We start from the raw sequence: 26,883 nt of genomic DNA on the forward strand, positions 1-26,883 counted from the left end.
CTCTTAGCAATCGATAACTGACCTTCACCCGATCACTCCGTCACTCCCCCACCCCTCCCCCCTTGCCGTACCAGGCCTGTAGTGCCAGCCGATGGACCTCTCGCCAGGAAAGGTTGCGCTGGCGGGCAATTTGGGCACAGTCTTCGTATTCGGGTTGCACGTTAATGGTTGATTCATGGGTTTCGTCTGCCCAGGCAACTTTTACCCGGATAGAGCCGTAACTGGTTTGCACCTGCTGAATTTCGCGGTGCAGAATTTGACGGTGTTGAATTGACCGCCGAATTCCCAAGGTGGTGGTTTCTCGGAACAGGATCGTTTCGCAGGCGATCGCGGCTTCTGGATGGCAAATAACGGTTAACAAGATTCCAGGCCGCGACTTTTTCATCCCGATCGCCTGAGTAAACACATCCAGTGCTCCTGCTGCAAATAGCACATCGTACAGATAGCCAATAGCTTGCGGGTTGAGGTCGTCAATTTGAGTTTCGAGCACAGCGATCGTTTCTGTGAGGAGTGGGGAGTGGGACGTAGGAAAATGGGGAGGATGGGGGGATGGGGGGATGAGGGGATGGGGAGATAAGTTTTGAGTTACGAGTTCTGAGTTTTGAGTTTCCATTTTCCCCCTCCCTACTTCCCATTCCCCACCCCTGGCTCCTGGCTCCTGGCTTCTGGCTTCTGACTTCTCCCTTTCGCCCTTCCCCTTTCGTCTTTCCCCTTCTAGTCCCCAGTCCCAGACCCCTTTCCCTTTTCCCCTTTCCCCAATCCACAGCCGCAAAATGTTGGGAATGGGTAGTTCAATCGAGCCTGCGCCTAAACCAACTCGAAGTAGGGTCATGGAAGGGGGCGGGCCAAACTGCGTTGCCAGGGTGGTTGCGATCGCGGCCCCCGTCGGCGTTACCAGTTCTCGTTCAATGCCATTACTGTAGAGAGGAATCTGGCGCAACTCAAACAGCTTTAGCACGGCAGGGGCGGGAACGGGCAATCGACCGTGGGCAGCTCGAATTGTGCCTCCTCCTACCGGCAGCGCAGAACAGTAAATTTTGTCAATGCCCAACCAGTCCAACCCCAAACAGGTTCCCACAATGTCTACGATCGCATCAGTTGCCCCCACCTCATGGAAATGAACCTGGTCAGGAGGAATTCCATGAACTGCGCCTTCTGCCTCTGCCAGTTGGCGAAAGATCGATAGGCTCCAAACTTCGGCTTTGGAAGGCAACCCGGCAGCCAAAATCATCCGTTCAATTTCTGGCAGATGGCGGCTGGCTGTAGAGTGCGAGTGGCTGTTAGTAGAAGAACCCGGAGTGCGATCGTGGATATGAGGATGACTGTGGGAATGGAACAAATCAGGGGCAGGACCGTGCTCAAAATCTTCCTGCTCTAAGGCAGCGTGGGCGTGATAATGGCCCCATGGATGGTAGGCTGTTGGGGCACTGGTTGCCTCCTGGGTTTCAAACTCCTCTTCACTGAGAGGAAGCACCAGATCAACATGAACTTTTGTAGCCTGTTGACCGTTGCGATGTACCCGCTCTGCCTGTAACCGATATTCCTTGGAAATGCCCAGGCAACCCAGGGTTTCAACCAAATAATCCAAAGGAACCCCTGCATCCACAAGTGCCCCTAAACACATATCTCCGGCAATTCCAGTTGGACACTCCAAGTAAGCAATTTTGGTCATGGGCGTAAGGGGTTGATGCTATATCTTCCTATCTATCACCCTTTAGGCGATTTGATCTATTTATTCTCTACTCAGCCACTCCTTACTCTTTCTGCTTCCCCTGCTTGTTTTCCTAACTTCTCCCCTTCGCCTTTCCTCTTGCATTTTTTCCCCTTCCCACTTCTGACTTCCTTCTTCCTTCCTTCTTCCTTCTTCTTAGCCCCCAGTCCCACCCCCTTGACCCTCTGCTCCCTGGCCCCCAATCCCTAATCCCCCCTTCCCTCTCCCTCTGGCTATGGCAACCGTCTACACCCTCCACCCTGACAATCCTCAAACGCGAACTATTGAGCAAATTGGGGCCGCACTTCAGGCGGGGGCAGTAATGCTGTATCCCACAGATACGGTATATGCGATTGGTTGTGATCTATACGCTAAGAATGCGGTGCAGCGAGTACGTCAGATCAAGCAGTTGTCAAATGACAAGCCACTGACCTTTCTCTGTCAGTCTTTGTCTAACATTGCTCAATATGCCCTGGTCAGCAATACCGCCTATCGAATTATGCGGCGGTTGATTCCGGGTCCCTACACGTTTTTGTTGCCAGCGACTAAACTGGTCCCCCGGCTGGTGATGAGCCCTAAACGAAAAACAACCGGGATCCGGGTTCCTGACCACCCTATCTGTCTCGCATTGCTGGATGTTTTAGACAATCCGATTATTTCCACCTCTGCCCCACTTTTGGTAGATGGGGAGGCTACATCTGGAAATTCGGGAAAACCGCATTACAGCCCCACCCGCTATGAACTATTTGACAGTCTTGAGAAACTGGTAGACATTATTGTGGATAACGGTACTGAGCCTGGGTTTCAGGTTTCCACTATTCTGGATTTAACGGATGAGGAACCCATTGTGGTTCGGAGGGGTCTAGGATGGGAAGAGGCATCTACCTGGGTTGCTGAAATTAGTTGAACCAGTTGGCCAACTGTCTACCCTTAGAGGGATAGGTTGCTGCTCGTCTGGAATTGCGATCGCCCCCTGCCGATCTGGGTCATTCGTTGGGTTTTATCCGGATTGCCTCTGCGGCTGCAATTGAATTCAGGGAACTGTACTCTACCGTCAATGTAACCACCTAAAAAAGTGACATAGCACGAATTGGGTTGACCGTAGCGGACCGATCTCTTCGTGTAGACACTAGAGACACCAGTCAGAAGGTGTTGAGTTCTAAGTTTTGAGTGCTGAGTTAGCCACGCAAAACACCTCGCTCTTAACTTACAACTCATCACTTTCACTCAGGGTGTTCTGCATCCTACGGTTTTCCATTGAGTGCACTACCAGCTATGAATATCAAATCGACTTCCCTCCGCTCTAAGGCGGCGAACCCCAGCAATGACCTGATAGATGACTCCGCGATCGTAGATTCGTTCGCAGCCGATAGATTCGCTGATGAACCCGACTCCTTTCTGGCGAATGGCTCACCCGAATTTTTAGATTTACAAACCTTAACCCAGCTTCTCTTACGAGAACTACGCTCTGAAGTTAAAGCCTCTGCCAACGATGTAGAAACCCTGGCAACCCGCATCGCTACTGAGGTTGATCGAATCTGCCATAAGAGTGGACGCATTCAGACATCTGGCAAGGTTCGCTCCTGGCAACTCTCCCTGGCCCGACATCGGCTGCAAAAGTGTCTCACCTACTACCAGCTTGGCTCCAGACGGGGACGGTTGGAACTGCACAGCACCCTTGGCTCTATGGTCTACCGCTACGTTGCGCCAACCTGGATGCAGTTGGGTTTTCAAGCCCGTTACAGCCTGATTGAAGACTTTCTGCAAGGTTTTTACAGCGAGTCGCTCAAGGCTTTTCGGCGAGAGAACGAACTATCCGATGGCTACCAGCCCCGCACCCGGTTAGAGTTAGCAGAGTACATGGCCTTTACCGAGCAGTATGCTAAGCGGCGCATCTCCCTGCCCAATGGGCAGAACCAGCAATTGATCGTCCTGCGGGCCCAGCGGTTTGGCAAGCGGCAGCCTCTGGAAGTTTCCGTTGATATTGAGCAGGCACTGGAATCGCCCAAGAGCGAAGAGGCCGAAACCCACAATCGATCGCCCCTGGCCCAGCAGTTACGAGAACAAATGGTGATGGATGCGATCGATGCCCCTTCAGAAGCGGTCCTGCGCGATCGCGTCATCGCCGAACTGATTAGCTATTTAAGTGCGCAGGGACAGTCAGACTGTGTGGACTACCTGGTTCTCAAACTACAGGATCTGTCTGCTCCGGAGATCGATGAAATTTTAGGACTTACCGCCCGTCAGCGCGACTACCTGCAACAGCGGTTCAAATACCACGTTGAGAAATTTACTCTTTCCCAAAACTGGAAACTGGTTCATCAATGGCTGGGGGCCGATCTGGATCAGAACCTGGGGCTTTCGACCCAGCAGTGGCAGATTTTTATGGAGCGGCTTTCCCCAGAGCAGCAAAGGCTCCTGGCGCTCAAGCAAGCCCATACCACTGAGCAGGAGATTGCCCAGGCTTTGAAATGTACGCCCAAGCAATTACAAAAACGTTGGGGGGCAGGTTCTAGAACTGGCACGCCAGACGCGAAACCAAAACTAAAGAATGTTTCTTTTCTATAGCTGTCGCCAGGTCGCTCAGAACATTGGTTTTAGAGGGTGTGGGAGCAAAGCCCCCAGCCAGGGGTACCCCTGCCCCCCGTCCTCAGCCTGGGGGCTATGGCCATATCTGTGATTTGGGTGATAGGCGACAGGCATCAGACGACAGGGATTCTCTACCACCTGTTACCGACGACCATCTGCCTGTTCACCAATCTTCAAAAGAGCCAGAATTATCTTGTGGAGTAGAGTAATTCAATGGAATCGGGAATGCTGAGTTTAGAGAAATAGCCCCTCATTCACTCATCCACCCATCTACCCATCTACCCATCTACCTATCCACCCATCTACCCACCACCTTCCCCCCCTTTCTTAACCTCTTTCAGGGAGTTGTCGCAATGCCTGGCCCGGCTTCATCTGAACGAACCAGCAAACAGATTCGGGCGGAGATCGAGGCCACATTTGGCTTCTTTCCACCCTTTTTTACCCCTGCTGAGGCGACTCCAGCTATTCTAGAAAATCTTTGGCAGCAAACCCTCTCTGCGTATATCAACAACCCGCTATCTACACTTCTCAAAGAGAAATTATTCGCCTATCTCTCCCGCTACTGCTCCATTCCCTACTGTATTGTTTGCCATAGCTGTGCCCTGCGCCCCCTGGGAATGAGTGCCAGAAACATCCTGGAGCTTATCTCAAAGCCACTGCCAACAACTGTGGCTCCAGAACTGGATGCCTTTCTAGAACAGGGAGAACCGCTTGACCCTGAGTATTTAGAGGGAAGTACTTTTGAGCTGCTGCTGCTGGAGTGGGCGATCGCCCTCTTTCTTAACCCCCAGCAGGCATCTGCCCAACGTCAGGCTCTCCGCCGTTTACTGGGGGAAGAAAACTACACTCACCTCTCCGCCTTTTTGGGGTACATCCGCACCTGCCATCAGTGGGTCGAAAACTATCCTGAACTTTCCTACGAAGCAGACCGGCGAGCCCAACTTTACCTGCCCCAACTCCTGCAGGAAGAGCCATCTCTTGCCCATTTCTTTGCTAACTATCGGGAACAGGTGCAGCAAGAACAGCAACGACGAGAGACGGAGTTAGTGGGTGAAATTGAGAAAAGAAACCAGGTGGAAGCGCTCCTGAGGTTAACCCTGGACTTTACCCATATCGGCAGTTGGGACTGGGATCTGGCGACGAATAAAGTCACCTGGAATCCCAATCACTTTCGGTTACTGGGGCTAGATCCTGGCGGAGAAGCCAGCTATCAGACTTGGCGCGATCGCGTCCATCCCGAAGATATTCAGCAGATTGAACAGGCGGTTACATATGCTCTGAAAACCCAGACCAAATATGAGATGGAATACCGGGTCATCTATCCTGATGGCAGCTTGCATTGGGTGCTGGCTAAGGGGCGGGGACTGTATGACGAATTTGGGCAGCCGGTACGGATGATTGGTGTGATGATTGATATCAACGATCGCAAACAGGCTGAGCAAGATTTGAAACGGTTAAACGAAGAATTAGAGCAAAGGGTCGAAGCCCGGATTCAGGAACTGCATCAGATCACCGAGCGGTTACACGTTGAAATTCAGGAACGGCAACGGGCCGAATTCGCGCTCCGACAGAGTGAAGAGCTCCTGCGGCAAATCTTTGAAAGTGCCCCCATCGGGATTGCTCTTGCCGACCCCAGGGATTATCACTTTACGATGGTCAATCCAGCTTTTTGCTTGATGCTGGGATATTCCGCTCAAGAACTGCTGCATGGCTCCTGTCCCGCTATCAGCTACCCAGATGACCTGGAAGCCAAAATCGCCTTTGCTGAACGGTTATTGACCGGAGATGTTTCCGAGTATCAGATGGTCAAGCGCTATATCCGAAAGGATGGACAAATTATCTGGGGCAATTTGACAGCACGGGCAATTCGCAATCATCACGGAGAGGTTCTACATATTCTGGGAATTGTGGATGACATTACAGAATGTAAGCAATGGGAAGAAGCCCTGGCTCAGCGGACCGAAAAACTGGAAAGCCTGATCAACCTGATGCCAGATTATATTTATGTCATTGAGCGTGAGACGATGCGAATTCTCCTGTGTAATGAAGCGTTTGTGAAGGGTGTAGGGTTGGGCGATCGCCAGCAAGTTCAAGGTAAGACCATCTTCGAGTGTTTTCCTGAAAAAGATGCCCTTTATTTCCGTCAGCAAAATCAACAGGTGTTTGAATCCAGGCAAACTTTGCATACTCAAGAAACAATTGTCCTAACCGATGGGTCACATCACTTTGAAACCTATAAAATTCCGCTGCGGCGGCCAAATGGCGAAGTTTATGCGCTGTTGGGAATGTCTCGTGACTACACCGAACTAATTGAAGTCCAGCGCACTTTGACAGAGCGTACCGCTCAACTGGAAGCCTCCAACCGGGAGCTAAATTCTTTCTCCTACTCAGTCTCCCATGACTTGCGCGCGCCCCTGCGGCATATCAGTGGGTTTGTCAACGCCTTGACCAGTCACCTGGAACAGAACCATAACCTGAACGACCCAAAAATCGCCCACTACTTACAAGTGATTCAAGACAGCAGTTCAAAGATGGGACAGTTGATCGACGGGTTGCTTACCCTTTCTCGAGTCGGGCGGCGACAGATGGCAAAGTTGCCAGTGGATCTCAATGCCCTGGTGCAGTCGGTGCTGACTCAACTGCCCGAAGGAACCGTACCAACGGACGTACCAACGGATATGTCAACGGAAGATTCTTCCCATTCCATTGAGTTTGTGCTTGGTGAACTCCCAACTGTAGTGGGGGATGCGACCTTACTGCAACAGGTCTTTGCCAATTTAATTGAAAATGCGATTAAATTTAGCCGAGGCCGTTGTCCTGCCCGAATTGAGATTGGAGCATTAGCCGATGGTACCCTTTTTGTTCGTGATAATGGGGTTGGGTTTCAGATGGACTATGCCGATCAGTTGTTCGGTGCATTCCAGCGGTTGCATTCCCAGTCAGAATTTGAGGGAACTGGCATTGGTTTAGCGATCGTCCAGCGCATTATCCATCGCCATGGGGGTATGATCTGGGCAGAGAGCCAGCCTGACAACGGTGCTGTGTTTTATTTCACACTTGGAGACACCCCTCAAATAGGAGTACTTCAGGATCCCAATTAACTCAGTGAGAGTGAGCAGCTTTGAGTATTGAACCAACTCGCATTTTACTAGTGGAGGATGATCCCAATGATGTGGAGTTAGTCCAGCTTGCTTTAAGTCGCTATAACTTCTTAAGCCAAATGGATGTGGCTTCCGATGGCGAACAGGCATTGCACTACCTGCTTGGGCAAGATGGTAAGTCCCCTTCCCATCCTTTGCCGCGCCTAGTATTACTGGATCTGAAACTCCCCAAGGTTAATGGTATTCGGGTTTTACAGACTTTGCGTGCCCACCCCAGAACTCGACGCCTGGTTGTGGTTGTAATGACTTCTTCTGAGGAGGACAGTGATTTAAACGCCTGCTACGATCTAGGAGTTAGTAGCTATGTGGTAAAGCCTTTAGATTTTCAACAATTCCTTGAGGTTGCTCAACAAGTTGGTCTGTACTGGATGCTGCTCAACAAACCACCGCTGTTCTCCCCCTGACCATGATCCCTGTTCAGGTGTTCCCGACCAATGCAACAGTCTAAGTCGATTTTGCCATCGAGTTTGCACGTACTGATTGTGGAAGATGTGCCAGCAGACGCTGAACTGGTTTTGCTAACGCTAGAAACTGCAAATATTGCCACTATTTGCGAGGTTGTCGATACGTTAGATGCCTGTCAGCAGCTTTTGCAGGAGAAATCGTGGGATGTGGTTCTGGCGGACTTTCGCCTGAAAGGGTTTAATGCTTACAAAGTGCTGGAGTTGCTAAAACAGTCGGGGCAGGAAGTTCCGTTAATTCTGGTGACGGGTAGCCTGGGAGAAGAAGCAGCGGTGGATTGCATCAAAGCTGGCATGACGGATTATGTGCTGAAGGATCGGTTGTTTCGTCTGCCCATGGTGTTGAAGCGATCGCTCCAGGAATTTGAACTCAAGCGGCAACAGCGACTGGCAACGGCTCAAATTTACCAGCAGGCGCAGCGGGAGACTATCGTCAACCGCATTGTGCAGGCCATGCGAAAAACCCTGGTGCTGGATGAGGTACTGCAAACCACGGTAGACATGGTCAGCGATGCCCTTCAACCCAGTTCTTGCCTGATTATCCGTCCCAATGCAACGAATCAAATGGTCGTCTGCAATGTGAATGAAGCGGCTTCCCAAGAATGGAAACAGTTACTCAATCAACCCTGTGAAGCCTATTCCTATTTTGCTGAAGCGTTGCATCGGGATGAACTGATTGTCGTTAACTGCACTGAAGACCTTTCGCAGTTGGCTATGCAGGAACTGGCAGCACAGTATCGAGTTCATGCATTTTTAACCCTTCCCCTCATCTATCAGCAGAATTTTCTGGGCGGGCTATCGCTTTACCAGTGCGATCGCGAACGGAACTGGACCAGCGATGAGATAGCGATGATACAGGCCATTGCAGACCAATGTGCGATCGCCATTCACCAGGCCCAACTCTTTAGCCAGGTACAGCAGCATGCAAAGCAAGAGCGATTTCTCAACCAGATCGGGCATACTCTGAACTCTAGCCTGGATCCAGGCTATATCTTGCAAGAAATTGTGCGCCTGACGGGCGAGTGCTTTGGGGTGGATCGAGCCTTACTGTTTGCGATTGAGGCGGGACGGATTCACATCAAAAATGAATGGCTCATCAGTCAACAAATTCCTTCCATGACCGACTTTAATGCCTCTGTGGCGGAATGGTTTGATAGCCCCAAACGAACACCGCAGGATGCTAAGACGAACTTTGTGTTCCATGCTCCCGATTATACCCTGTTACCTCCGACCCCAGCTCGGCTGACGTTAGTCCATCAAAAAGATGTGCTATCGGTACTGAGTGTTCCCATTTTTATTCGAGACCAGTTTTTTGGCGGGCTGGAAATCCACACCACCACCGTTCACCGCCGCTTTACCCAGGATGAGATTGATCTGCTGCAACGCATTGCGGATCAAGCGGCGATCGCCCTTTACAACGCTCAGAGCTACGAACGATTAGAACAAATCATCCAGGCCCGCACCCGTGAGTTGGAAGAAGAAAAACTTTTGTCCGATGCTGCCAACCGTGCCAAGAGCGAGTTCCTGGCAAACATGAGCCATGAGCTAAGGACTCCGCTTACAGGTATTTTGGGATTTTCGAGCGTACTCCTTAAGCAAGTCTTTGGTTCCTTGAACGAAAAGCAACAGCAATACATCGAGAAGATTGCTGCCTGTGGAGAACACCTGCTGTCGCTCATCAATGACCTGCTCGATCTTTCCAAGATTGAAGCTGGGCGAGAAGACCTGATCCTGGAGTCCGTGGATGTGCGCGAACTGGGCGAAACCTGTATTTCTTTAATCCAGGAGCAGGCAGAAAGCAAGGGATTACAGGTGTCCATGGCGATCGCGCCTGAAGTTGATTATTGTGTTGCCGACCGCCGCCGCCTCAAGCAAATCCTATTCAACCTGCTTTCCAATGCAGTCAAATTTACAGAAACTGGTTCCGTTACGCTGGCTATAGACTATGGCAAAAAGCCAACTTCCGGTACTCCTCCTGATCATCTATCGACCACATCCTGCTCCCCAATTCTCACTCCCCACTCCCCCTTCATCACCTTCAATGTGATTGACACCGGCATTGGCATCTCCCCAGAGGGACTTTCGCTTTTGTTTCAACCCTTCCAGCAGCTTGATGGCGGATTAGACCGGAAATATCAGGGAACCGGGTTGGGGTTAGTGCTGGCACGCAAACTTGCCCAACTCCATGGCGGAGACATTAGCGTTACTTCCGAACTGGGCTCCGGCAGTTGCTTTACTCTGCATTTGCCAAAAGATGGCCAGGAGGCAGGGGACAGCAGAGAGTAGGAGGCAAACGGTGAGTGCTAAACCACTTCCGTTGAGACATATTCAACAGACTCAGCGGTAATCGATTCTGATTGCTCAGGACTGCCATTGGTGGTGCGAGAAGTACCATTTTGAGGCACTGGAGTTTGAGACACTGGAGTTTGAGGCACTGGAGTGGGGGCGATCGCCGCCTCTACTTCGGATTGGGGGCGACGGGCGTTGATCAGGTTAATGGCGCGTTTGACACTCTCCGGCAAAATCACCACCAGCCCATTCAGAGAAGCCGTATTTAATGCTGTTTCAATGGCCGTCGCCTCGTCCAGAATGGTTTCATAGCGGGCGTCGGGTTTGACCTGTTCAATCCCTTCGGAAATGAGTCTGGCAGCATCTCCACGGGATCTACCGCGATTGTCATCGTCCTCCTTAATGATGATGCGGTCAAACATTTGGGCAGACAGTCGCCCTAGAGTAATAAAGTCTTCATCACGGCGATCGCCTGGTCCACCCACCACTCCAATGCGCTCACCTGGCCAGTTCCTCACAAAGCCTGCCAGCGCTTCGTAACTATGGGGGTTATGGGCATAGTCAACCAGCGCGTGGAACTTGCCCAGGTCTACCAGATTCATCCGTCCTGGTGTTTGTTGTGTCGAGGCCGAGAAGGTTGCCAAAGCCGCCCGGATGTCTTCAATCCGCACCCCTTGAACAAACGCTGCCAGGCTGGCCGCCAGAGCATTGGCAATCATGAAGGGGGCACGCCCTGCCAGGGTGAGGGGCACATTCACGGCCTGGTCAATCCGCAGCGTCCAGTCTCCTTTCAGAATTGACAGATAACCATTTTCGTAAACAGCAGCCAATCCACCCTGCTGGGTGTGGGAACGAATTAAGGGATTATCGGGGGTCATCGAGAAGTAGGCAATTTGCCCCCTCACCCGGTTTGCCATCTCTGCCACCAGCGGATCGTCGGCGTTTAGAACGGCATAACCATTTGGCATCACTGTTTCAGCAACCACACTTTTGACCTGTGCCATCTGCTCAAGCGTGTCGATATCAGCAATGCCCAGGTGGTCAGCCGCAACGTTCAAAACGACACCCACATCGCAGGTGCTAAAGGCCAGACCTGATCGCAAAATTCCACCCCTGGCGCTTTCCAGAACGGCCACTTCAACCGTGGGGTCTTGTAAAATCAGTTGGGCACTTTGAGGTCCTGTGTTGTCACCAGGTTCGACCAGGTAATCGCCGATGTAGGTGCCATCAGTCGTGGTGTAGCCCACCACCTGCCCCGTTTGTTTAAAGATATGGGCAATCAGACGGGTGGTTGTGGTTTTTCCGTTGGTGCCTGTAATGGCAACGATGGGAATCCGACTGGGGGTACCCGGTGGGAACAGCATATTCAAGACGGGTTCCGCCACATTGCGAGGAATCCCTTCACTGGGAGACACGTGCATGCGGAAACCGGGGGCGGCGTTCACTTCAACAATGACCCCATCCACTTCACGCAGGGGGCGGGTAATGTCAGGGGTGACCACATCGATGCCTGCGATATCCAGGCCAATAATCTTGGCAACTCGTTGGGCCAGCCAAACGTTTTCGGGATGGATATCGTCGGTGCGATCAACGGCGGTACCTCCTGTGCTGAGGTTTGCGGTTGCTCGCAAATAACAGATCTCGCCTTCGGGCAAAACGGTATCCAGGGTATAGCCCTGTTTTTCCAGCAATTGCCAGCTGGTTCGGTCTACTTCAATTTTGGTCAGCACGTTGTCGTGCCCTTCGCCCCGTCGGGGGTCCTGGTTGGTTTGCTCAATCAGTTCTTCGATCGTTGATTGCCCATCCCCCCTCACGTGGGCGGGAACCCGTTCAGCAACTGCTACTACTTTGCCATTCACCACCAGAATGCGATGATCTCGTCCCCGGTAATAGCGCTCGACGATAACTTGCCGGGACACTTCTCTGGCGGCGTCGTAGGCTTCTTCAGCGGCTTCCCAGGAATTAATGTCAATGGTGATACCGCGTCCGTGGTTGCCGTCTAAGGGCTTGATCACAATAGGGAACCCCCCGACCGCGGCGATCGCCTCTTCCAGTTCGTCCAGATAGCCAATTACTGTACCACGGGGCACCGGGACGCCCGCATCCCACAGAATTTTCTTCGTCCCTTCTTTATCGCAGGCCAATTCGACTGCCAGGATACCTGTCTGGTTACTCAGGGTGGCCTGGAGCCGCTTCTGGTGAACTCCATAGCCCAATTGAATCATGGAGCGGGCACTGAGCTGGAACCAGGGAATCTCTCTGGCCTCAGCTTCCTTAACCAGGACTTCAGTGCTGGGACCCAGGGACGCATCGGCCCACAGCATCCGCAGGTCTTTCAGGTCTTGCTCCAGTTCTTCCTGGGGATAGTGCCCCGTATCAATAATGCTCTGGCAAAGGCGAACGGCAGCCCGTCCAGCATAACGTCCGGCTTGCTCATCCAAATACTCAAATACGACCTGGTAGACGCCTGGCGTTGATGTTTCGCGGGTGCGTCCAAAACCTACCGACATCCCTGCCAGTTCCTGGAGTTCCAAGGCAACGTGTTCAATGATGTGCCCCATCATGGTGCCTTCCCGCACCCGGCTCAAGAACCCCCCCCGGCAGCCCGGCGAGCAGAAGTGTTCTACCAAACTGGGCAAGGCTTCTGTTAAACCTTCATAGAATCCGGGAATGGTATTGGAAGGTCTATCGGCCAGATCCTCCAGATCCAGACGCATCACAATTAGCTTTTGGCGTCGAATGCTCCAGTAGTTTGGACCCCGTAGTGTCTGGACTTTGAGTATCTTCATGGCTAATGATGAGTAAGATTCCGATCTCGGTGTGGGTTCGTTGTAGGTGAGCAAAATGATTGGCTAAGGCCGGGATGAGGAAGAACAACATCCCAGTTTCAGATGCGAAAAGAGCACTCACTGTTCACTGTGGACAGTTTTACAACAAAGCAGCTATGGGTAATTGGGCTGGGACAGGTGGAGGATAGCAATCAGGGTGGAGGAAGCCATTAATCTGGAGTTCAAATCCAGGAGGTGGCGGAGCTAAGAGAAGTTGTAGTCGGAGAACATGGACTTTCGCTTACGCAGATCGAAGCGATCGCCATGGCTCAACACATGCAACCGCAAATTGCCCATGCTGATTGGGTCAGTCGCTCCTATATAGGGATGGTTGGTGTAGGACAGCTCTACTGGATCGAGGATGGTGACACAGCCTTTGCCAATCACCTGGAGCAATCCATCTCCCTCAAAAACAGCACAGGTATCTTCGTCAATCCCAATCCCTAATTGATTGGGATAAGCCGCGATCGCACTCATCAAACGCGCCATTCGGTTACGGTTGTGAAAGTGCTGATCCACAATCACTTCCGGAATAATGCCTAAGCCAGTTGTCATATCAACCAGAGAACGGTTGGGAGATTCCCCACTCCCTCCCCCTGCAATCATATGATGACCCATTACGGCAGCACCCGCACTCGTCCCTGCCAGCGTAATTTCACCCCGCTGAGCTCGCTGCCGCACAATATTCATCAGGGGCGTATCCGCCAGAAGTCCACACAGCCTTAATTGATCCCCACCTGTCATAAAGACTCCTGTGCAGTTTTCAACATAGCTCTGCATCAGGGGATCGTCGCACTGCTCGCGATCGCGGATGTCCAGAATTTCAATCCCTTTTGCCCCCATTTCTTCAAAAATGGTGCGGTAGCGATCGCCAATAATAGCCGGTTCACGGGAGGCAGAAGGAATAATCGCAATCCTGGCATCCGTTGAACCAGAGCGATTAAAAAAGTTATGTAGTATCTCCCGTCCGTGGACCTTATCTTCCGCTCCCCCAATCACCATAATGGCTGTTTTTGTAGACTGGGGCATTTTCTCTCCAAACGATTGCAACTCAAGTTGTGGCGTAGAAACACGCCCAGACGTCCCCTGAAACCAGCGCTCCAATAATTTCGTAACCGAAGTAGGGACACTGCTCCTGTTCATGGTGGCTGCCTGATCGCTGCGTGCTTTACCCACTATTACGCATCATGCCAGATCATTGAAGCGTAGTTTAAATGACTGTGAAATTTTTCTTCAATATTTTGTTTTCAATGAATATGCGATTTGACATTGTCACGCTATTTCCTGACTTCTTTACCTCTCCCCTCCATTCAGGATTGTTGGGGAAAGCGCTGGCAAAAGGGATTGCCGAAGTCCATCTCACCAATCCCCGTGACTTTACAACCGACAGGCACCATCGGGTGGATGATGAACCCTATGGTGGGGGTGCAGGCATGCTGATAAAACCAGAACCCATCTTTGCTGCCGTAGAATCCCTGCCAGTGTTGCCCCGGCGGGAGGTGATTTTGACAACCCCCCAGGGAGAAACGATGAACCAGCGAATGTTTCAAGAATTTGCAACTCAGCGGGACCAGTTAATTATCATCTGCGGTCACTACGAAGGGGTTGATGAGCGAGTGCTCAATCTGGTGACCCGCGAAGTATCCCTGGGAGATTTTGTCCTCACTTGCGGCGAAATTCCAGCTCTGACCTTACTCAATGGCGTTATTCGGCTATTACCAGGAACCGTGGGCAAAGAAGAATCTCTTAAAGCCGAAAGTTTCGAGGAAGGCTTATTGGACTACCCCCAATACACCCGCCCACCCATTTTCCGGGGTTGGGCCGTGCCCGACGTGTTACTCTCCGGGAATCATGCCGAGATTGCCCGCTGGCGAAAGGCACAGCAAATTGAGCGAACTCGCGATCGCCGCCCAGATTTGTATGAGAAATGGATGAGAGGGGAGGGGGGAGCGGTGTGATCCCGGTTGCTGACTTTGCTCCCCCTTCCCTGGCGGAGTTTTATTATCCAAAAATTTGTTAGATTTCAAGTCTGTCTGTTTTTCGCTGCCTAGAATGGGAGCAGCAAGGAGACACATGTGTTAGGACTCAGTTGTTGGGCAACATTTAGATCCTACTTATGGCTAGATCCTACTTATGGCAGTTATTAGCCGATTAAAACGCCTTTGCGCGATCGCTACAGGTGCTTTCGTGGCAGGCTCTGTCAATGTCCACTTTTCTCCAGAAAGGATAGGACTGCACCTGGATGTTGGTTCAGAAGTTTACGCTCGTAGCAGTGGGGGGCGTAGTGGAGGGGGATCGTTTCGTTCTGCTCCCTCTCGCTCTTCGGGTTCTGGCCGCTCTTCTGGTTCTTATTCCGGTGGGGGTTCCTCCCCTCCCTCTTCCAATCGCAACCCCTCTTGGGAGTATCGCCCCTACCAGCGGCGGGGTGACTCCTACTACGACCCTTACTACGACAATCGGGGGCCTGTGATTTTGCCTGTACCGGCTGGGCCTCCCGTTTACAGCGATTCCTATCGAGGTTCAAACGATCGCACCATTCCTCCCAATGCTGCTCTTAATCGTTCTTCTGATAATGGCGATTGGCTGATTGTGGGGCTTTTACTTCTGGGTCTATCAGCACCTGTCATCATGGTTATCTTCTCAATGCTGAGGACACGAAGCGGTGGCACGGGGGGCCTGGGCAAGAACGCAGAGCAGGAGCTCGCTAACAATACAGTGACCGTCAGCAAAATTCAGGTAGCACTGCTGGCTCAGGCACGTGACATCCAGACTGAGCTGACCAAACTCAGCCTGGAAATTGATACCAGCACTTCCGAGGGTTTGCTGCAATTGCTTCAAGAATCGGCACTGGTGCTGTTGCGATCGCCCGAAAACTGGTCTCACACTTTAGGCACTTCAGAGACCGTTCACAGTTTGACCCAGGCAGAGGCATTGTTCAACAAATTGGCGATCGCTGAGCGCAGTAAATTTAGCGTCGAAACCCTGACCAATGTGGGAGGGCAAATAAGCCGCAAAGAGTTTAAACCCGATCCAAATGAGGGACCTGCTTCCTACATTGTAGTGACCTTGTTAGTTGGAACGGCTCACGACCATCCCCTATTTGACGAAATTCGGACAACGGAAGCCTTAAAGGAGGTGTTGGAAAAGCTGGCATCAATGCCATCTGAGTACTTGCTGGTGTTTGAGTTGCTCTGGAGTCCCCAGGAGGCAACTGACAGCCTGACCTATGATGAGTTGCTGACTGAGTACTCGGATATGGTTCAGATTTAGGGCATTGCTGAAAAGCAGTATGAATCGAAGTAGAGCTTCAAAGTGAAGTTCTGAACGTATCACATCTACTTCATACTCAGTTCAGCAATGTCAAACTGGCTCTCTTGAGGGTTTACTGATAAGTGAAGCTTATTGGTAAAACAAAATCAATATTGCAAGATTTTGTTTGGGATGAGAGAGTAGCTTACGCTACTCTCTCATTGGCAAGCCAGGCGAATTGCCAGGTTTAGCGATTGGAGGAGTGGATTGCCTGGGTACATTGAGTGGAAGGACTGAAATTCTAAAAACCCGCCCCTTTGGGGATCATACAGATTGAGGGTGTTATGAACCAAGAATTGGATGAAATTGATAATTTTGATGATTCCGAGTTAACGAATGATATCGTCACGGTCAGCAAGCTTCAGGTGGCACTACGAGCAAGGGCAAGAACCTTTCAAAGTAAACTTGAGCAGTTAACAGTTAGCGCCGACACCAGAAGCATTGAAGGGTTATTTGAGCTATTACAGAAAACAGCCTATTTGCTGCTCGAATACTCAGAATTTTGGACCCATGTTCTTGCCAGTTCAGAGACGTTTGCCAGTCGTGAGACGGCGGCAGAATTATTCAATCATCTCTTTGTGCATGAGCGAGGCAAGGGCAACACCAGATCCCAGGCTGAATTGAATGGTGCGGAGCTCTCACCCGTTGGTCTTGGCGACAACCACTTTTATGTAGTCGTTACACTCCTGTTGTGTACAGCCGATGATCAACCCTTGTTTGAAGAAATCTACTCAGCTTCATTACTGCGTGATGTATTGCAGGAAATTACGATGATGCGAGAAAGTTATCTGATGGCATTTGAGTTACTTTGGATCCCTCAGGGTTCGATGGAAAGCCTACAGGATGAAGATTTGGCCATGATTTATGGAGATATGGTGGCGATCGCCTGAAGCCAGCCACATTCTTGAACGCCACTTCGCAGTATAGTATTCAGGAGTGAGAAGGGGAAAGGAGTTCACTTATCCATCCCTTTACCCCGTCGCCTGTTACTGAAACCTCACTACCACTCAACAACTAACTCCTTCCAATGAACATCCGCATTGGCAACGGTTACGATATCCACCGTCTGGTTCCAGAGCGTCCACTGATTTTAGGTGGGGTGAAAATTGATCACGAGCTGGGATTACTGGGCCACAGTGATGCTGATGTTCTCACCCATGCCATTATGGATGCGATGTTGGGTGCGCTCAGTTTAGGGGATATCGGGCATTACTTTCCCCCCTCAGATCCGCAGTGGAAAGACGCAGATAGCTTGAAGCTGCTAGCTCAGGTAGATCAATTGATTCAAGACAAGGGCTGGAAGATTGGCAACATCGATTCAGTGATTGTGGCAGAGCGCCCCAAATTGAAGCCCCACATCCCGGCCATGCGCGATCGCCTTTCTGCCATCCTCAACCTCCAATTTAACCAGATTGGCATCAAAGCAACCACGAATGAAAAATTAGATGCCATTGGACGAGAAGAAGGAATTGCTGCCTATGCTGTTGTTTTGCTAGTAGATCAAAACAAAAGTTTTGAAGGGGGTGGAGGGGGTGAAAGCCCCTTCTGAGGGCGAAGCCACCACTCCCCCATATTGCAAAATTTATGACAATACTAGTAGTCTGCCAAGCAGATTTTGAAGGATTTGCAATCCTTCAAAACCCCGTAAATTGGTTTTTCTGAGTTTAGATAACCAGGCAGAGTTCCTTGGGTGAACCACTGGTTGGGAAATAGGGAGTCAGGAGCGGGGTGTACGGGTGTGGGGATTATCCTGGATCCTCAGTCCCGAATTGACCCATCGGGCATTGTGGCTCCCTGCAAGTTTGCTCCAGCCAGATTGGCGCTACTCAGTTCTGCCTTTGCCAGGTTAGCTTCGGCCAGGTTGGCTTCGCGTAAATCGGCTCGCCCCAGGTAGGCGTCAATCAGTGTAGCTCCCGTCAGGTCTGTTTGCCGCAGGTCTGCCCGGCTCAGGTCTGAGCGATTCAGCCGTACCCGTTTGAGGATTGCCTGGGTCAGGGTCGCTTTGTTGAGAATGGCAGCGGTCAGGTTTGCCCCAGAGAGAGTAGCGGCTGCCAGGTTGGCTTCGGTCAGGTTTGCCCGTTCTAGTTTGGCATCAATCAGGTGGGCCTGTCTCAGGTGGGCCTCAGTTAGTACAGCGTCAGTCAGAAAAACGCCTTTCATGAAAGCTCCGGTCAGATTTGCACCAGTCAAATTCGCTTCTCGCAGGCTGGCTTCGCTCAAATTGGCACCGCGCAGATCGGCTTTGGTCAGGTCGGCTCCAGTCAGGTTCGCACCGCGCAGGTCAGCTTTTCGCAGGTCTGTACCGCGCAGGTTTGCCCTATCGTAGCAGCGTTTTTCGAAGCGCAGGTTGGCACCGCGTAAGCAGGCACTGCGCAGGTTAGCTCCGCTCAAGTTCACGCTTCTTAAATCAGCCGTAATCAGGTTGGCATCCAACAGATTTGCCAGAGTGATATCAGCCCCGCGCAGGTCGGCGCCATACAGGTTTGCCCCATGCAGGTCGGCATCCCGCAGATTGGCGTTTAGTAAATCTGCCTGACTCAGGTTTGCACCGCATAGCCTGGTACCCATCAGGTTGGCTTTGCTCAGGTTTGCCCGATTGAGGTAGGCAAAGATCAGGCTGGCATTCGCCAGGTCTGCCCCTGTCAGGTCTGCCCCAATCAGGTCTGCACCGCTTAAGTCGGCACTGCTGAGGTTGACTCCTCGAAAATCGATTTCCCCTGCCTGGTAGCGCTGCAATAACTCACTTGCTTCCATGCGTTATCTCAATTAACCGCCTGCATAATGCTGAGTCTGGGTTTGGATGATCGATTTTTGCGGGGCAAAAACGCTTTCCTCCAAGAAGTTTACTCGGTAGCTCCCTGGTTTGCTTTTTCTGAATGTTGTTCAGTTGGCGGTTGGATCAGAAGCTGACACGTAAGCTCATCCTCATCGCTGGCGTGGGCAATTTCCAGAGTAGTTTCTTCAAAATCATCAAGGCTGATCCGGGTTTCTTCCGTGGGATTATCGATTTCCTGATTGGAACTTCGGTACAGGTAGAGGGAACGGAGACAGCGAATGACAGCGGTTGCAGTTTCAACATTTTCCTCTGGCTCTCTCAACCGCCGGGCTGTGCCATACAGGAGGGCTTCCAGTTCGGTATAGAATTTGCAATTTTTGATGACTTGCCGCATCAACCCATCGAGTTCGTGCATTTTGAGGTTGAGCCAATCCTGGTTGCTATAGCCAAAGTCACCGTGCAGGGCAGAGAAGAGGAGGATCTTTGCCCGTAGCGGGTTGGCATACTTCATAATTCCCAGGCGATAGTCAAACAGGCTGGTGAAGGTCTTTTGGGGATTGTCAAATGGGGTTTCTATGGTGGCAGGATCGATGGGAGGAGTGGCATCTTCAGGCGTTTCGAGGTCTTCAGTTTCTTTGGGATGAGAAGTTGCTCCCACTTCAGCAACTGGTGTGGGGGCAACTTCTGGTTGAGAACTGGTGGATGCTGGTGGTGCTTCAGGCTCAGGTTCTGGTTCGTGATAATCGGGGTAGAGTCTACCCATTTGCCTGACGATAGTGCGTGCGATCGCAGCATACTCTTCCCGCTTGTTGAGGGATTGGGCTACGGCATTGAGGGCCAGTTCTAGCTGTTCCCGTGTGTGGGTTAGCTGGTAGAGTTCTTGCAGCAAAGTCCTCAAGTCAACGCGTTGAAGCGCGATCGAGTCACTTTCCCACCGCCGCCGACAGACGTAGAGAATGAGTTTCTTCATCCGGCTGGAGTTGGGGTCCTGTTCCAGTTGGGCGGCAATTTGGTGGTAGGGGTCGTCTACCCTCGATTCTGGTCTCGATTCGGTTGCCGCATCGGTGGCAAGGAGTGCGGTTTCATCCAGGGAGGTGGGTGGAGGTTGGTTGGCCTGGGTTTGATCTGCTGTTGCAGAGGTGGCGTAAAGTTGCTGGAATTTGCTGGCGATCGCGTTGCCAACCAGGGTATATTCTCCCTGTTTACTGAGGGTTTGAATGAACTCGTTCAGAGTCGTCCGCAAAAGTTCGGGCCTGGGGAGCCGTTGGTGAAGTTCGGCAACCAGATCGGGTAGATGGAGGTTGTCTAGCTGGTTTGGGTCGTTTTCCCAACGCTTACGGCAGACGTAATAAATCAATTTTTTAATTCGTAGCAAATTTCCCGTCTGTTCCAGTTCACGGGCGACCCTCTCATAGAGGGGGTTTGGGTTGCTGGCAACAGGAGTGAGGGGGGCGATCGCATCCGTAACAGGTTGCGAGGCAGAGTGACCAAACTGCGCCTGCTGCTGGAGATTGAAGCAGAGCTTACTAAGCTCTTCTACAACGATGCTGGCAACCAGGGAATACTCGGCAGGCTTACTCAACGTTTTAACTGCTGCTTCTAAAGCTTGCTGCAATCGCTCTGGTGTGGGAGCAAGCCGGAGCAATTCATTCAACAACTCTCTCAAATCAATCCTGGCTAGCTGATTTGCATCCCCTTCCCAAGTGTTCTTGCAGACGTAAACCAGGAGTTTCTTGATGCGGGTGAAATTTCGGTTTTGTTCCAGACTGCGAATGGTTTCGATATAGGGATCGGCAGATTCCGCCGTTGGATCCAGAATGATCTTATAGGTTGGGACGACCTCACGAATGTTTTTCAGTTCCTGGGGGCCGAGATAACGAGTCTCCAACTGCATTCCAGCCTTCACGACATCGTAAACCGTTTGGGAAATGCAGATTCCCCCCGGTTCTGCCAGGGTTTGCAGTCGAGCGGCGATATTGACGCCATTGCCCATCACATCCGTTTCATTAATAAAAATGTCTGCCAGATGAATTCCAATGCGATGCTGGAGTGAATCCTGCGGAGGACGGTTGGCAGCCTTTTCAATCAATCGTTTCTGGATTTCAATGGCATATTCAACGGCTTTGACCGCGCTGATGAAGCACATCAGCAAGCCATCTCCAGTAGATTTGAGTACGCGACCCTCGTATTCATCGCAGACCTGTTTCATCAATTTCAGATCTCGCCGAATCAGGTCTAAGGTATGGTCTTCATCCACTGACATCCTGGCACTAAAGCCAACGCAATCCGTAAACACAACTGTTGCCAGTGTACGGTGTCCCTTCAATTCTGATGTCAGTAGGTCATTTTCCATTGGGTTTTACTGGCAAACAGAGTTCACGTCACTTGGAGATGCGCTTCTCTTTGGCCTTTTCCCCCTCACATTCTCTCCTGCTTATAAAAGGTGCAAATGATAAAGCTTTAAGGGGGCGGTACTCTTCCAATAGGGTTCCCTCATGTGTCAAGTTTTGCACGGTTCAGGGAAATTGGGGAGGAGGGAAGGGTTGGGTAGAGGAAAGAGGAAGGAGGAAAGAGGAAAGTAACAACTAGCAACTAATAGCTTCCTTTCACGCCTCATTTGCTAATCTGCAATAGGGTTTTCGTGCTTTCAATGATCAGTGAGACCGCACTAATTAGAATGAGTCCGGCGACAAAGAGGCTAATGGCTCCATCAGCCCAGAGCCAGTGGAGGGTCGCGATCGCGATCGCCGCCACTACAACTCCAATGGAACTGACGGTATCTGCCAGAACATGCAGAAAGGCAGCTTTTAAGTTCAGGTCGTGGGCACTGCCACGATGCAACAGGGCAACATTTACGCCGTTGACCGCGGTGCCCGCACAGGCGGTGAGCAGCATGGGCACACTGGCGATTTCATTGGGGGGGAACTGGAGATGCTGGAGCGCTTCCCACCCGATCCAGGTGGCCATCACAACCAGTGCTATGCCGTTAATGAGAGCAGCGGCAGTTTCCAGATGGGGGTTACCACTCAGCCGTGATTTGGGTAGTTGGGCAATCCAGGTTGCCAGTAGAGCCAGGACTAGTGCCAGACTATCGGATGCCATGTGGCCTGACTCTGCAATCAGGGCCAGACTATGACTCATCCACCCCATGCCAAACTCTGCCAGGGCAAAAGTGCCGATTAACAGGATCGCGATCGCCAGTTGGGCCTGCTTGACTTTTGGATCAATGGAGCCATTTGTGAACTGGGAATGATAGCAATCGGCAGAGTGGTGGTGCATTGAAGGGAAATGTTCGTTCGATGGACAGGACAGCGGAAAACAGGGAGCCATTGCCCTCGGACAATTCTACTCCCTGCTGACGTTGCGTTCGATTTAATTGTGCCCGTTATTGAGCTTTTGACTACTGTCCTACCATTTCTTGTAAGGTAAGAATTTGCCGTTCATAATGACCTTAACGCGATCGCCTTTTGGATCTTCAACCTTTTCGATGTCCAGGGTGAAGTCGATCGCGCTCATAATGCCATCACCAAATTTTTCCTGAATCACATCTTTCATCGGCATACCGTAGACCTGCATGATTTCATAAAAGCGGTAGATGAGCGGATCGGTTGGGACAACCGGGCCCAGCCCCTTAGTCGGGTAGACCGTCAGTTCGGATGCCAGGTCGGTCGGTAATCCCAACGCCTCCAGAATTTTGGTCGCTTCCTCTTCAGATGCGGTTGACTGGCGGTAAAACACCGATGCAATCCAGACTTCATCCCGTCCAACAGTTTTTTCCAGATCGGCAAAGGTCATACCTTTCGATTTCTTGGCATCCAATAGTTTCTGGGTAATGACGGGAATCTCAACGTTTGACATCGTTCGCTCCTTTTCACACATTGGGGGATTAATTTCTTCGAATGCGGGCTTCTTCTACCGCATGGGTTTCGCGGGAGAGGTGCTGTTCCAGTGCGGCCTTTAGCTCATGATAGTGAGGGTATTGATCGAGTTCCTCTCGCTTGCGCGGGCGAGGAAAGGGCACGTTCATTACTTCGGCAATTTTGGCGGCGGGTCCGCGTGTCATCATTACAATCTGGTCAGATAGCAGTAAGGCTTCCTCGATACTGTGGGTAATGAGAATGACCGTCTTGCGTTGTTGTTCCCAGATGCGAGCCACTTCGTCTTGCAAAAAACCCCGTGTGAGCGCATCCAGGGCTCCAAATGGCTCATCCATTAATAAAATTTCGGGGTTGATGGCCAGGGGCACGGGCAATGCTGACCCGTTGTTTCATGTCGCCGGAGAGTTCGTGAGGATGCTTGTGTTCAGCCCCGTTCAGGCCAACCAGATCGATATATTCGTGGACAATTCTCTTTTGTTGTGCCAGGGGCATGCTGGGGTAGACGGTTTCAATCACAAACCGCAGGTTTTCTACCACATTCATCCAGGGCATGAGGGCATAGTTTTGAAAAACGACACCGCGATCAGGGCCAGGACCCTTGATCGGCTCCTCATTCAGAATGATGGAACCCGTAGATGGGCGCAAAAGCCCGGCAATGATATTGAGCAGAGTGGATTTGCCGCAGCCGGAGGGACCAATGATGGAAACGAAGGTGTTGGATTCAATTTCCAGATTAATGTCGGCGATCGCCACAAAATCTTGAGAGGTCTGCTTCAGCAACTTATCAACCCAGGTTTGCCTGCCGTAATAGACCTTGGACACATTCTGGATCGAGAGTTGAGCTGCGGTGTAGTCCGGGTTGAGAGGAGGAGGCATGGTGCTGGAATTCGGGAAATGCATGGCTATGACCTCTGTCCAAAGGACACTTTGGTTTGTAACAGGCCGAATAACCGATCCATCACCAGACCAACCAGACCGATGATGAGAATGGCTGTGATGATGCTGGTGATTTTCAGGTTGTTCCACTCGTTCCAGATGAAGTAGCCAATTCCGCCGCTTAGCAAAATTTCTGCCGCCACAATCACCAGCCAGGCGATGCCCAGACTAATGCGCAAACCCGCCACAATGCTGGGTACCGCAGCGGGCAGAATCACCTTACGAATGGTGCGCCAGCGGGAAGCTCCCAGGGTACGGGCAATGTTCAGATAAGCAGGATCGACGTTGCTTACCCCAAATATCGTATTGCTCAAAGTCGGCCAGATGCTGGTAATGGCAATGACAAACAGGTCGGTTTTTTCTGAATCCTTCATCAGCGCCAGCCCCAGGGGCAGCCAGGCCAGCGGCGAAACTGGGCGCAGAACCTGAATAAAGGGATCAACCGCTCTCGCTGCCACTCTGGATAAGCCAAGCAGAATCCCCAGGGGAACGGCGATCGCCGATCCAATCAAAAAGCCGGTCAACACCCGTCGCAGACTGGTCAGCAACAACCACCCAATGCCCTGATCATTCGGATCGTAGTCAAAATCGTAGTCAAAAAACGGATTGGAGATCCAGAACCAGAAATCTTTAATGGTCTGGCTGGCAGAGGGCATGATGGGCAGAAACCACCCTATCCTGGCCCCCAATTCCCAAAATCCCAGGAAGATGATCAGAATGAGCAAAAACAGCAGGAAAGATTTTTGATTCGTCGTCAAAGCCAGCGATCTCGCTCGTGTCGTTGTAGGCTGCAACACGTTGTTGGTCATAGGTCATACCTTGAACTTCTTAATCTGGTTGTCCACATAGGCAGTCGGATTTTTCGGGTCAAAGGTGTCGTACTTCAGCTTTTCCACTCTCTCCGTTTCGGCAAGGGGGCGTTTGCCCCAATTCCTTCTGGAGTTCTGCTGCCACATCGGTCAGAAAGATCTCGCTGGCAATCCTGTCATTGTCGGCTTTGTCTTTGGACATCAAATCCCAGCGAACCAGTTGGGAAGAAATCCACTTGGCGAAACTCTTCCAGGGGTAGGGGTCAAAGCCGATGCGATCGGAAACCTCCTGGGTGTTACCCAGTCCATCTTCAAATTTGCCCGTCAGCACCGCCTGCACCACAGGTAAGGGCTGGTTCAGATACTTCCGCTCAATCAGAGCTTCCGCGACCTTCTGCCGATTGGCTGGATCATTGGCATAGTTTGCGGCATCCACGATCGCCTTGTTCACGGCTCTGAACGTGTTGGGATTGGCGTCGATCCACTGTTGGCTGGCGGCAAAGGCACAGCAAGGGTGCCCATCCCACAGGTCTTTGGTCAGCATGTGGATGAAGCCAACCTTTTCGTAGACAGCTCGCTGGTTGAAGGGGGCAGGCATCAACATGGCATCCAGTTCTCCCGCGGTCATTTTGGCGACGCTGTCTGGAGGCGGGACGGGGAAAATCTGCACGTCCTTATTGGGGAGTCCACCCGCCGCCAGGTAGTAGCGGATCAGCAGGTTGTGCATGGAGAAGGGGAATGGAACCCCAATTTTGAAGCCCTTGAAATCCCTGGCTTCTTTCACCGTGTCCTTGTGTTTCATGGCAACGGTGATCGCCTGACCGTTGATGTTTTCGATGCTGGCAAGCTTGATTGGGAATGCCGCAGAACCCAGACCCATGGTGATAGCGATCGGCATGGGAGAGAGCATATGGTAAGCATCCAGTTCACCCGCGATCGCCGAGTCCCTCACCGCCGCCCAGTTGGGCAGGGGGTTTACGGCGTTGATGGGGAAGGAAAGGTCACCTTTATCAATCCCGCTGCCGCCGCCATGATTGGTTGGGAAGTGGCAGATCTGATTGGTCAACGTATGCACACAGTGTTGCACCACTCCCACCCAGATGGTTCTCCCTATCCGGTTGAACAATGCCCCATCTATGCCGCCTTTCAGGATGGCATTATCCACCGGGTCACCACCGAGGTCTTCTGGCGCAAGGATGGCACCAGTTTCCCAGTGGAATACATCAGTACCCCCATGCGAGATGAACAGGGCAACCTGGTGGGAGCAGTGGTTGCCTTTCGAGACATCACCCAGCGCAAGTGAGCAGAAGCGGTTTTGCAGCAAGCCAATGAAGAACTGGAACTGAAGGTGCAGGAGCGTACGGCTGAGTTACAGCAGTTAAATGAGCAATTGAAAGAACTGAATGACCTGAAATCACGGGTCGTCTCAATGGTATGCCACGAGTTTCGTAACCCGCTGAATAACATTTCCCTTTCCGTTTCCTATCTCGATCGCTACAGTGAACAGCTTTCGGCGCAGCAAAAGATGCAATACCTCGAAGATATCCAGGCCAATGTGGAACGAATGGCTCACATGATCGACGATATTCTGGTTATCGGTAAGGTAGAAGCGAAAAAAATCGAAGTTCAGCCTACCATGCTGAATCTGGTCGAGTTCTGCCAGCGTTTGGTCGCAGAACTGCGGCTAACAGCTCCCCAGCACAGAATAGACTTGAAAACTCCAGGTCAATCCATTTGGGCACAGGTGGATGAGCAATTATTACGCTCAATTCTGACCAATATTTTGATAAATTCAGTACGTTATTCTCTAGCAGAAAGTAAGATTCAATTTAAGATTTTCACTCAGCAAAAGCAGATCGTCTTTCGGATCAAAGATCAGGGCATTGGAATTCCACCGGAAGATATTCCCCATTTATTTGAGCCATTTCATCGGGGTCGAAATGTGAGTAATATCCCTGGTACTGGCCTGGGGTTGAGCGTGGTGAAAAAGTTTGTCGATCTGTTGCAAGGCAAAATTGAAGTAAACAGCCAGATTGGTTCGGGGGCAATATTTGTAGTTTGTTTGCCATTCATTTAACAATTGACTATTCCCCATCCATCCTTCTAAGGACATCTGTCGCCAGGTTGCTTAGGACA

Annotated in this window: 22 protein-coding genes; 11 read left to right on the plus strand and 11 right to left on the minus strand. The window is 51.4% G+C overall.

Going from position 1 to position 26,883, the window contains the following annotated elements:
• Positions 1–40 precede the first annotated feature (40 nt).
• Positions 41–1,672, minus strand: coding sequence for a nickel pincer cofactor biosynthesis protein LarC (larC, locus tag P4D80_RS02970; protein ID WP_421657359.1), 1,632 nt, complete (start codon positions 1,670–1,672; stop codon positions 41–43).
• Positions 1,673–1,946: 274 nt separating this feature from the next.
• Between larC and P4D80_RS02975 the strand changes: the two genes are divergently transcribed.
• The 5 genes from P4D80_RS02975 (at position 1,947) to P4D80_RS02995 (ending at position 10,208) form a co-directional block, all read left to right on the plus strand.
• A complete protein-coding gene (locus tag P4D80_RS02975; protein ID WP_421657360.1) occupies positions 1,947–2,618 on the plus strand; it encodes an L-threonylcarbamoyladenylate synthase in 672 nt (223 codons plus the stop codon).
• Between the two features lie 368 nt (positions 2,619–2,986).
• Positions 2,987–4,279, plus strand: a complete 1,293-nt coding sequence (locus tag P4D80_RS02980) for a HetZ-related protein (protein ID WP_421657361.1) — start codon at positions 2,987–2,989, stop codon at positions 4,277–4,279.
• Positions 4,280–4,653: 374 nt separating this feature from the next.
• Positions 4,654–7,401: a PAS domain S-box protein gene (locus tag P4D80_RS02985; RefSeq protein ID WP_421657362.1), complete on the plus strand. Its 2,748-nt coding sequence runs from the start codon at positions 4,654–4,656 to the stop codon at positions 7,399–7,401.
• 20 nt (positions 7,402–7,421) lie between these two features.
• Positions 7,422–7,865: a response regulator gene (locus tag P4D80_RS02990; RefSeq protein WP_421657364.1), complete on the plus strand. Its 444-nt coding sequence runs from the start codon at positions 7,422–7,424 to the stop codon at positions 7,863–7,865.
• A 30-nt stretch (positions 7,866–7,895) separates the two neighbouring features.
• Positions 7,896–10,208, plus strand: a complete 2,313-nt coding sequence (locus P4D80_RS02995; RefSeq protein ID WP_421657365.1) for a GAF domain-containing protein — start codon at positions 7,896–7,898, stop codon at positions 10,206–10,208.
• A 17-nt stretch (positions 10,209–10,225) separates the two neighbouring features.
• Here the strand turns inward: P4D80_RS02995 and cphA are convergent, their stop codons facing one another.
• Complete coding sequence (gene cphA, locus P4D80_RS03000) at positions 10,226–13,000, minus strand: cyanophycin synthetase (protein ID WP_421657366.1); 2,775 nt, start codon at positions 12,998–13,000, stop codon at positions 10,226–10,228.
• A 243-nt stretch (positions 13,001–13,243) separates the two neighbouring features.
• A complete protein-coding gene (locus tag P4D80_RS03005) occupies positions 13,244–14,068 on the minus strand; it encodes a cyanophycinase (protein ID WP_421657367.1) in 825 nt (274 codons plus the stop codon).
• Positions 14,069–14,253: 185 nt separating this feature from the next.
• Here P4D80_RS03005 and trmD point away from each other — a divergent pair, with 185 nt between their 5' ends.
• The 4 genes from trmD (at position 14,254) to ispF (ending at position 17,897) form a co-directional block, all read left to right on the plus strand.
• The gene (gene trmD / locus P4D80_RS03010; protein WP_421657368.1) at positions 14,254–14,997 is read left to right on the plus strand and encodes a tRNA (guanosine(37)-N1)-methyltransferase TrmD; all 744 of its coding nucleotides are present in this window, start codon (positions 14,254–14,256) and stop codon (positions 14,995–14,997) included.
• A gap of 175 nt (positions 14,998–15,172) precedes the next feature.
• Positions 15,173–16,309, plus strand: coding sequence for a DUF1517 domain-containing protein (locus P4D80_RS03015; RefSeq protein ID WP_421657369.1), 1,137 nt, complete (start codon positions 15,173–15,175; stop codon positions 16,307–16,309).
• 323 nt (positions 16,310–16,632) lie between these two features.
• Positions 16,633–17,238, plus strand: a complete 606-nt coding sequence (locus tag P4D80_RS03020) for a DUF1517 domain-containing protein (RefSeq protein ID WP_421657370.1) — start codon at positions 16,633–16,635, stop codon at positions 17,236–17,238.
• A 137-nt stretch (positions 17,239–17,375) separates the two neighbouring features.
• Positions 17,376–17,897, plus strand: coding sequence for a 2-C-methyl-D-erythritol 2,4-cyclodiphosphate synthase (gene ispF / locus P4D80_RS03025; protein ID WP_421657371.1), 522 nt, complete (start codon positions 17,376–17,378; stop codon positions 17,895–17,897).
• A gap of 209 nt (positions 17,898–18,106) precedes the next feature.
• On the opposite strand, the gene P4D80_RS03030 is transcribed toward ispF, so the two are convergent.
• The 8 genes from P4D80_RS03030 to P4D80_RS03065 form a co-directional block, all read right to left on the minus strand.
• Complete coding sequence (locus tag P4D80_RS03030; RefSeq protein WP_421657372.1) at positions 18,107–19,102, minus strand: pentapeptide repeat-containing protein; 996 nt, start codon at positions 19,100–19,102, stop codon at positions 18,107–18,109.
• A gap of 89 nt (positions 19,103–19,191) precedes the next feature.
• Entirely contained in the window at positions 19,192–21,477 is a 2,286-nt protein-coding gene (locus tag P4D80_RS03035) for an adenylate/guanylate cyclase domain-containing protein (protein WP_421657373.1), read from the minus strand.
• Positions 21,478–21,737: 260 nt separating this feature from the next.
• Positions 21,738–22,403 carry a cation diffusion facilitator family transporter gene (locus P4D80_RS03040; protein WP_421657374.1) on the minus strand — a complete coding sequence of 222 codons (666 nt, stop codon included), beginning with the start codon at positions 22,401–22,403 and terminating at the stop codon, positions 21,738–21,740.
• Between the two features lie 129 nt (positions 22,404–22,532).
• A complete protein-coding gene (gene cynS / locus P4D80_RS03045) occupies positions 22,533–22,982 on the minus strand; it encodes a cyanase (protein WP_421657375.1) in 450 nt (149 codons plus the stop codon).
• Positions 22,983–23,010: 28 nt separating this feature from the next.
• Positions 23,011–23,337: a hypothetical protein gene (locus P4D80_RS03050; protein WP_421657376.1), complete on the minus strand. Its 327-nt coding sequence runs from the start codon at positions 23,335–23,337 to the stop codon at positions 23,011–23,013.
• Positions 23,330–23,902, minus strand: coding sequence for an ABC transporter ATP-binding protein (locus tag P4D80_RS03055; RefSeq protein ID WP_421657377.1), 573 nt, complete (start codon positions 23,900–23,902; stop codon positions 23,330–23,332). The genes P4D80_RS03050 and P4D80_RS03055 overlap by 8 nt, the downstream gene beginning before the upstream one ends.
• 2 nt (positions 23,903–23,904) lie before the next feature.
• Positions 23,905–24,747 (minus strand): ABC transporter permease, encoded by an 843-nt coding sequence (locus P4D80_RS03060; protein WP_421657378.1) that lies wholly within the window; start codon positions 24,745–24,747, stop codon positions 23,905–23,907.
• Positions 24,748–24,805: 58 nt separating this feature from the next.
• The gene (locus P4D80_RS03065) at positions 24,806–25,657 is read right to left on the minus strand and encodes an ABC transporter substrate-binding protein (RefSeq protein ID WP_421657379.1); all 852 of its coding nucleotides are present in this window, start codon (positions 25,655–25,657) and stop codon (positions 24,806–24,808) included.
• Between P4D80_RS03065 and P4D80_RS03070 the strand changes: the two genes are divergently transcribed.
• Together P4D80_RS03070 and P4D80_RS03075 are read left to right on the plus strand one after the other, a co-directional pair.
• Positions 25,658–26,050, plus strand: a complete 393-nt coding sequence (locus P4D80_RS03070) for a PAS domain-containing protein (RefSeq protein WP_421657380.1) — start codon at positions 25,658–25,660, stop codon at positions 26,048–26,050.
• Positions 26,051–26,062: 12 nt separating this feature from the next.
• Positions 26,063–26,824: a sensor histidine kinase gene (locus tag P4D80_RS03075; protein ID WP_421657381.1), complete on the plus strand. Its 762-nt coding sequence runs from the start codon at positions 26,063–26,065 to the stop codon at positions 26,822–26,824.
• The last annotated feature ends 59 nt before the right edge of the window (positions 26,825–26,883 follow it).

The sequence above is a fragment of the Leptothermofonsia sp. ETS-13 genome (assembly GCF_049200465.1).
Lineage (GTDB): Bacteria > Cyanobacteriota > Cyanobacteriia > Leptolyngbyales > Leptolyngbyaceae > Leptothermofonsia.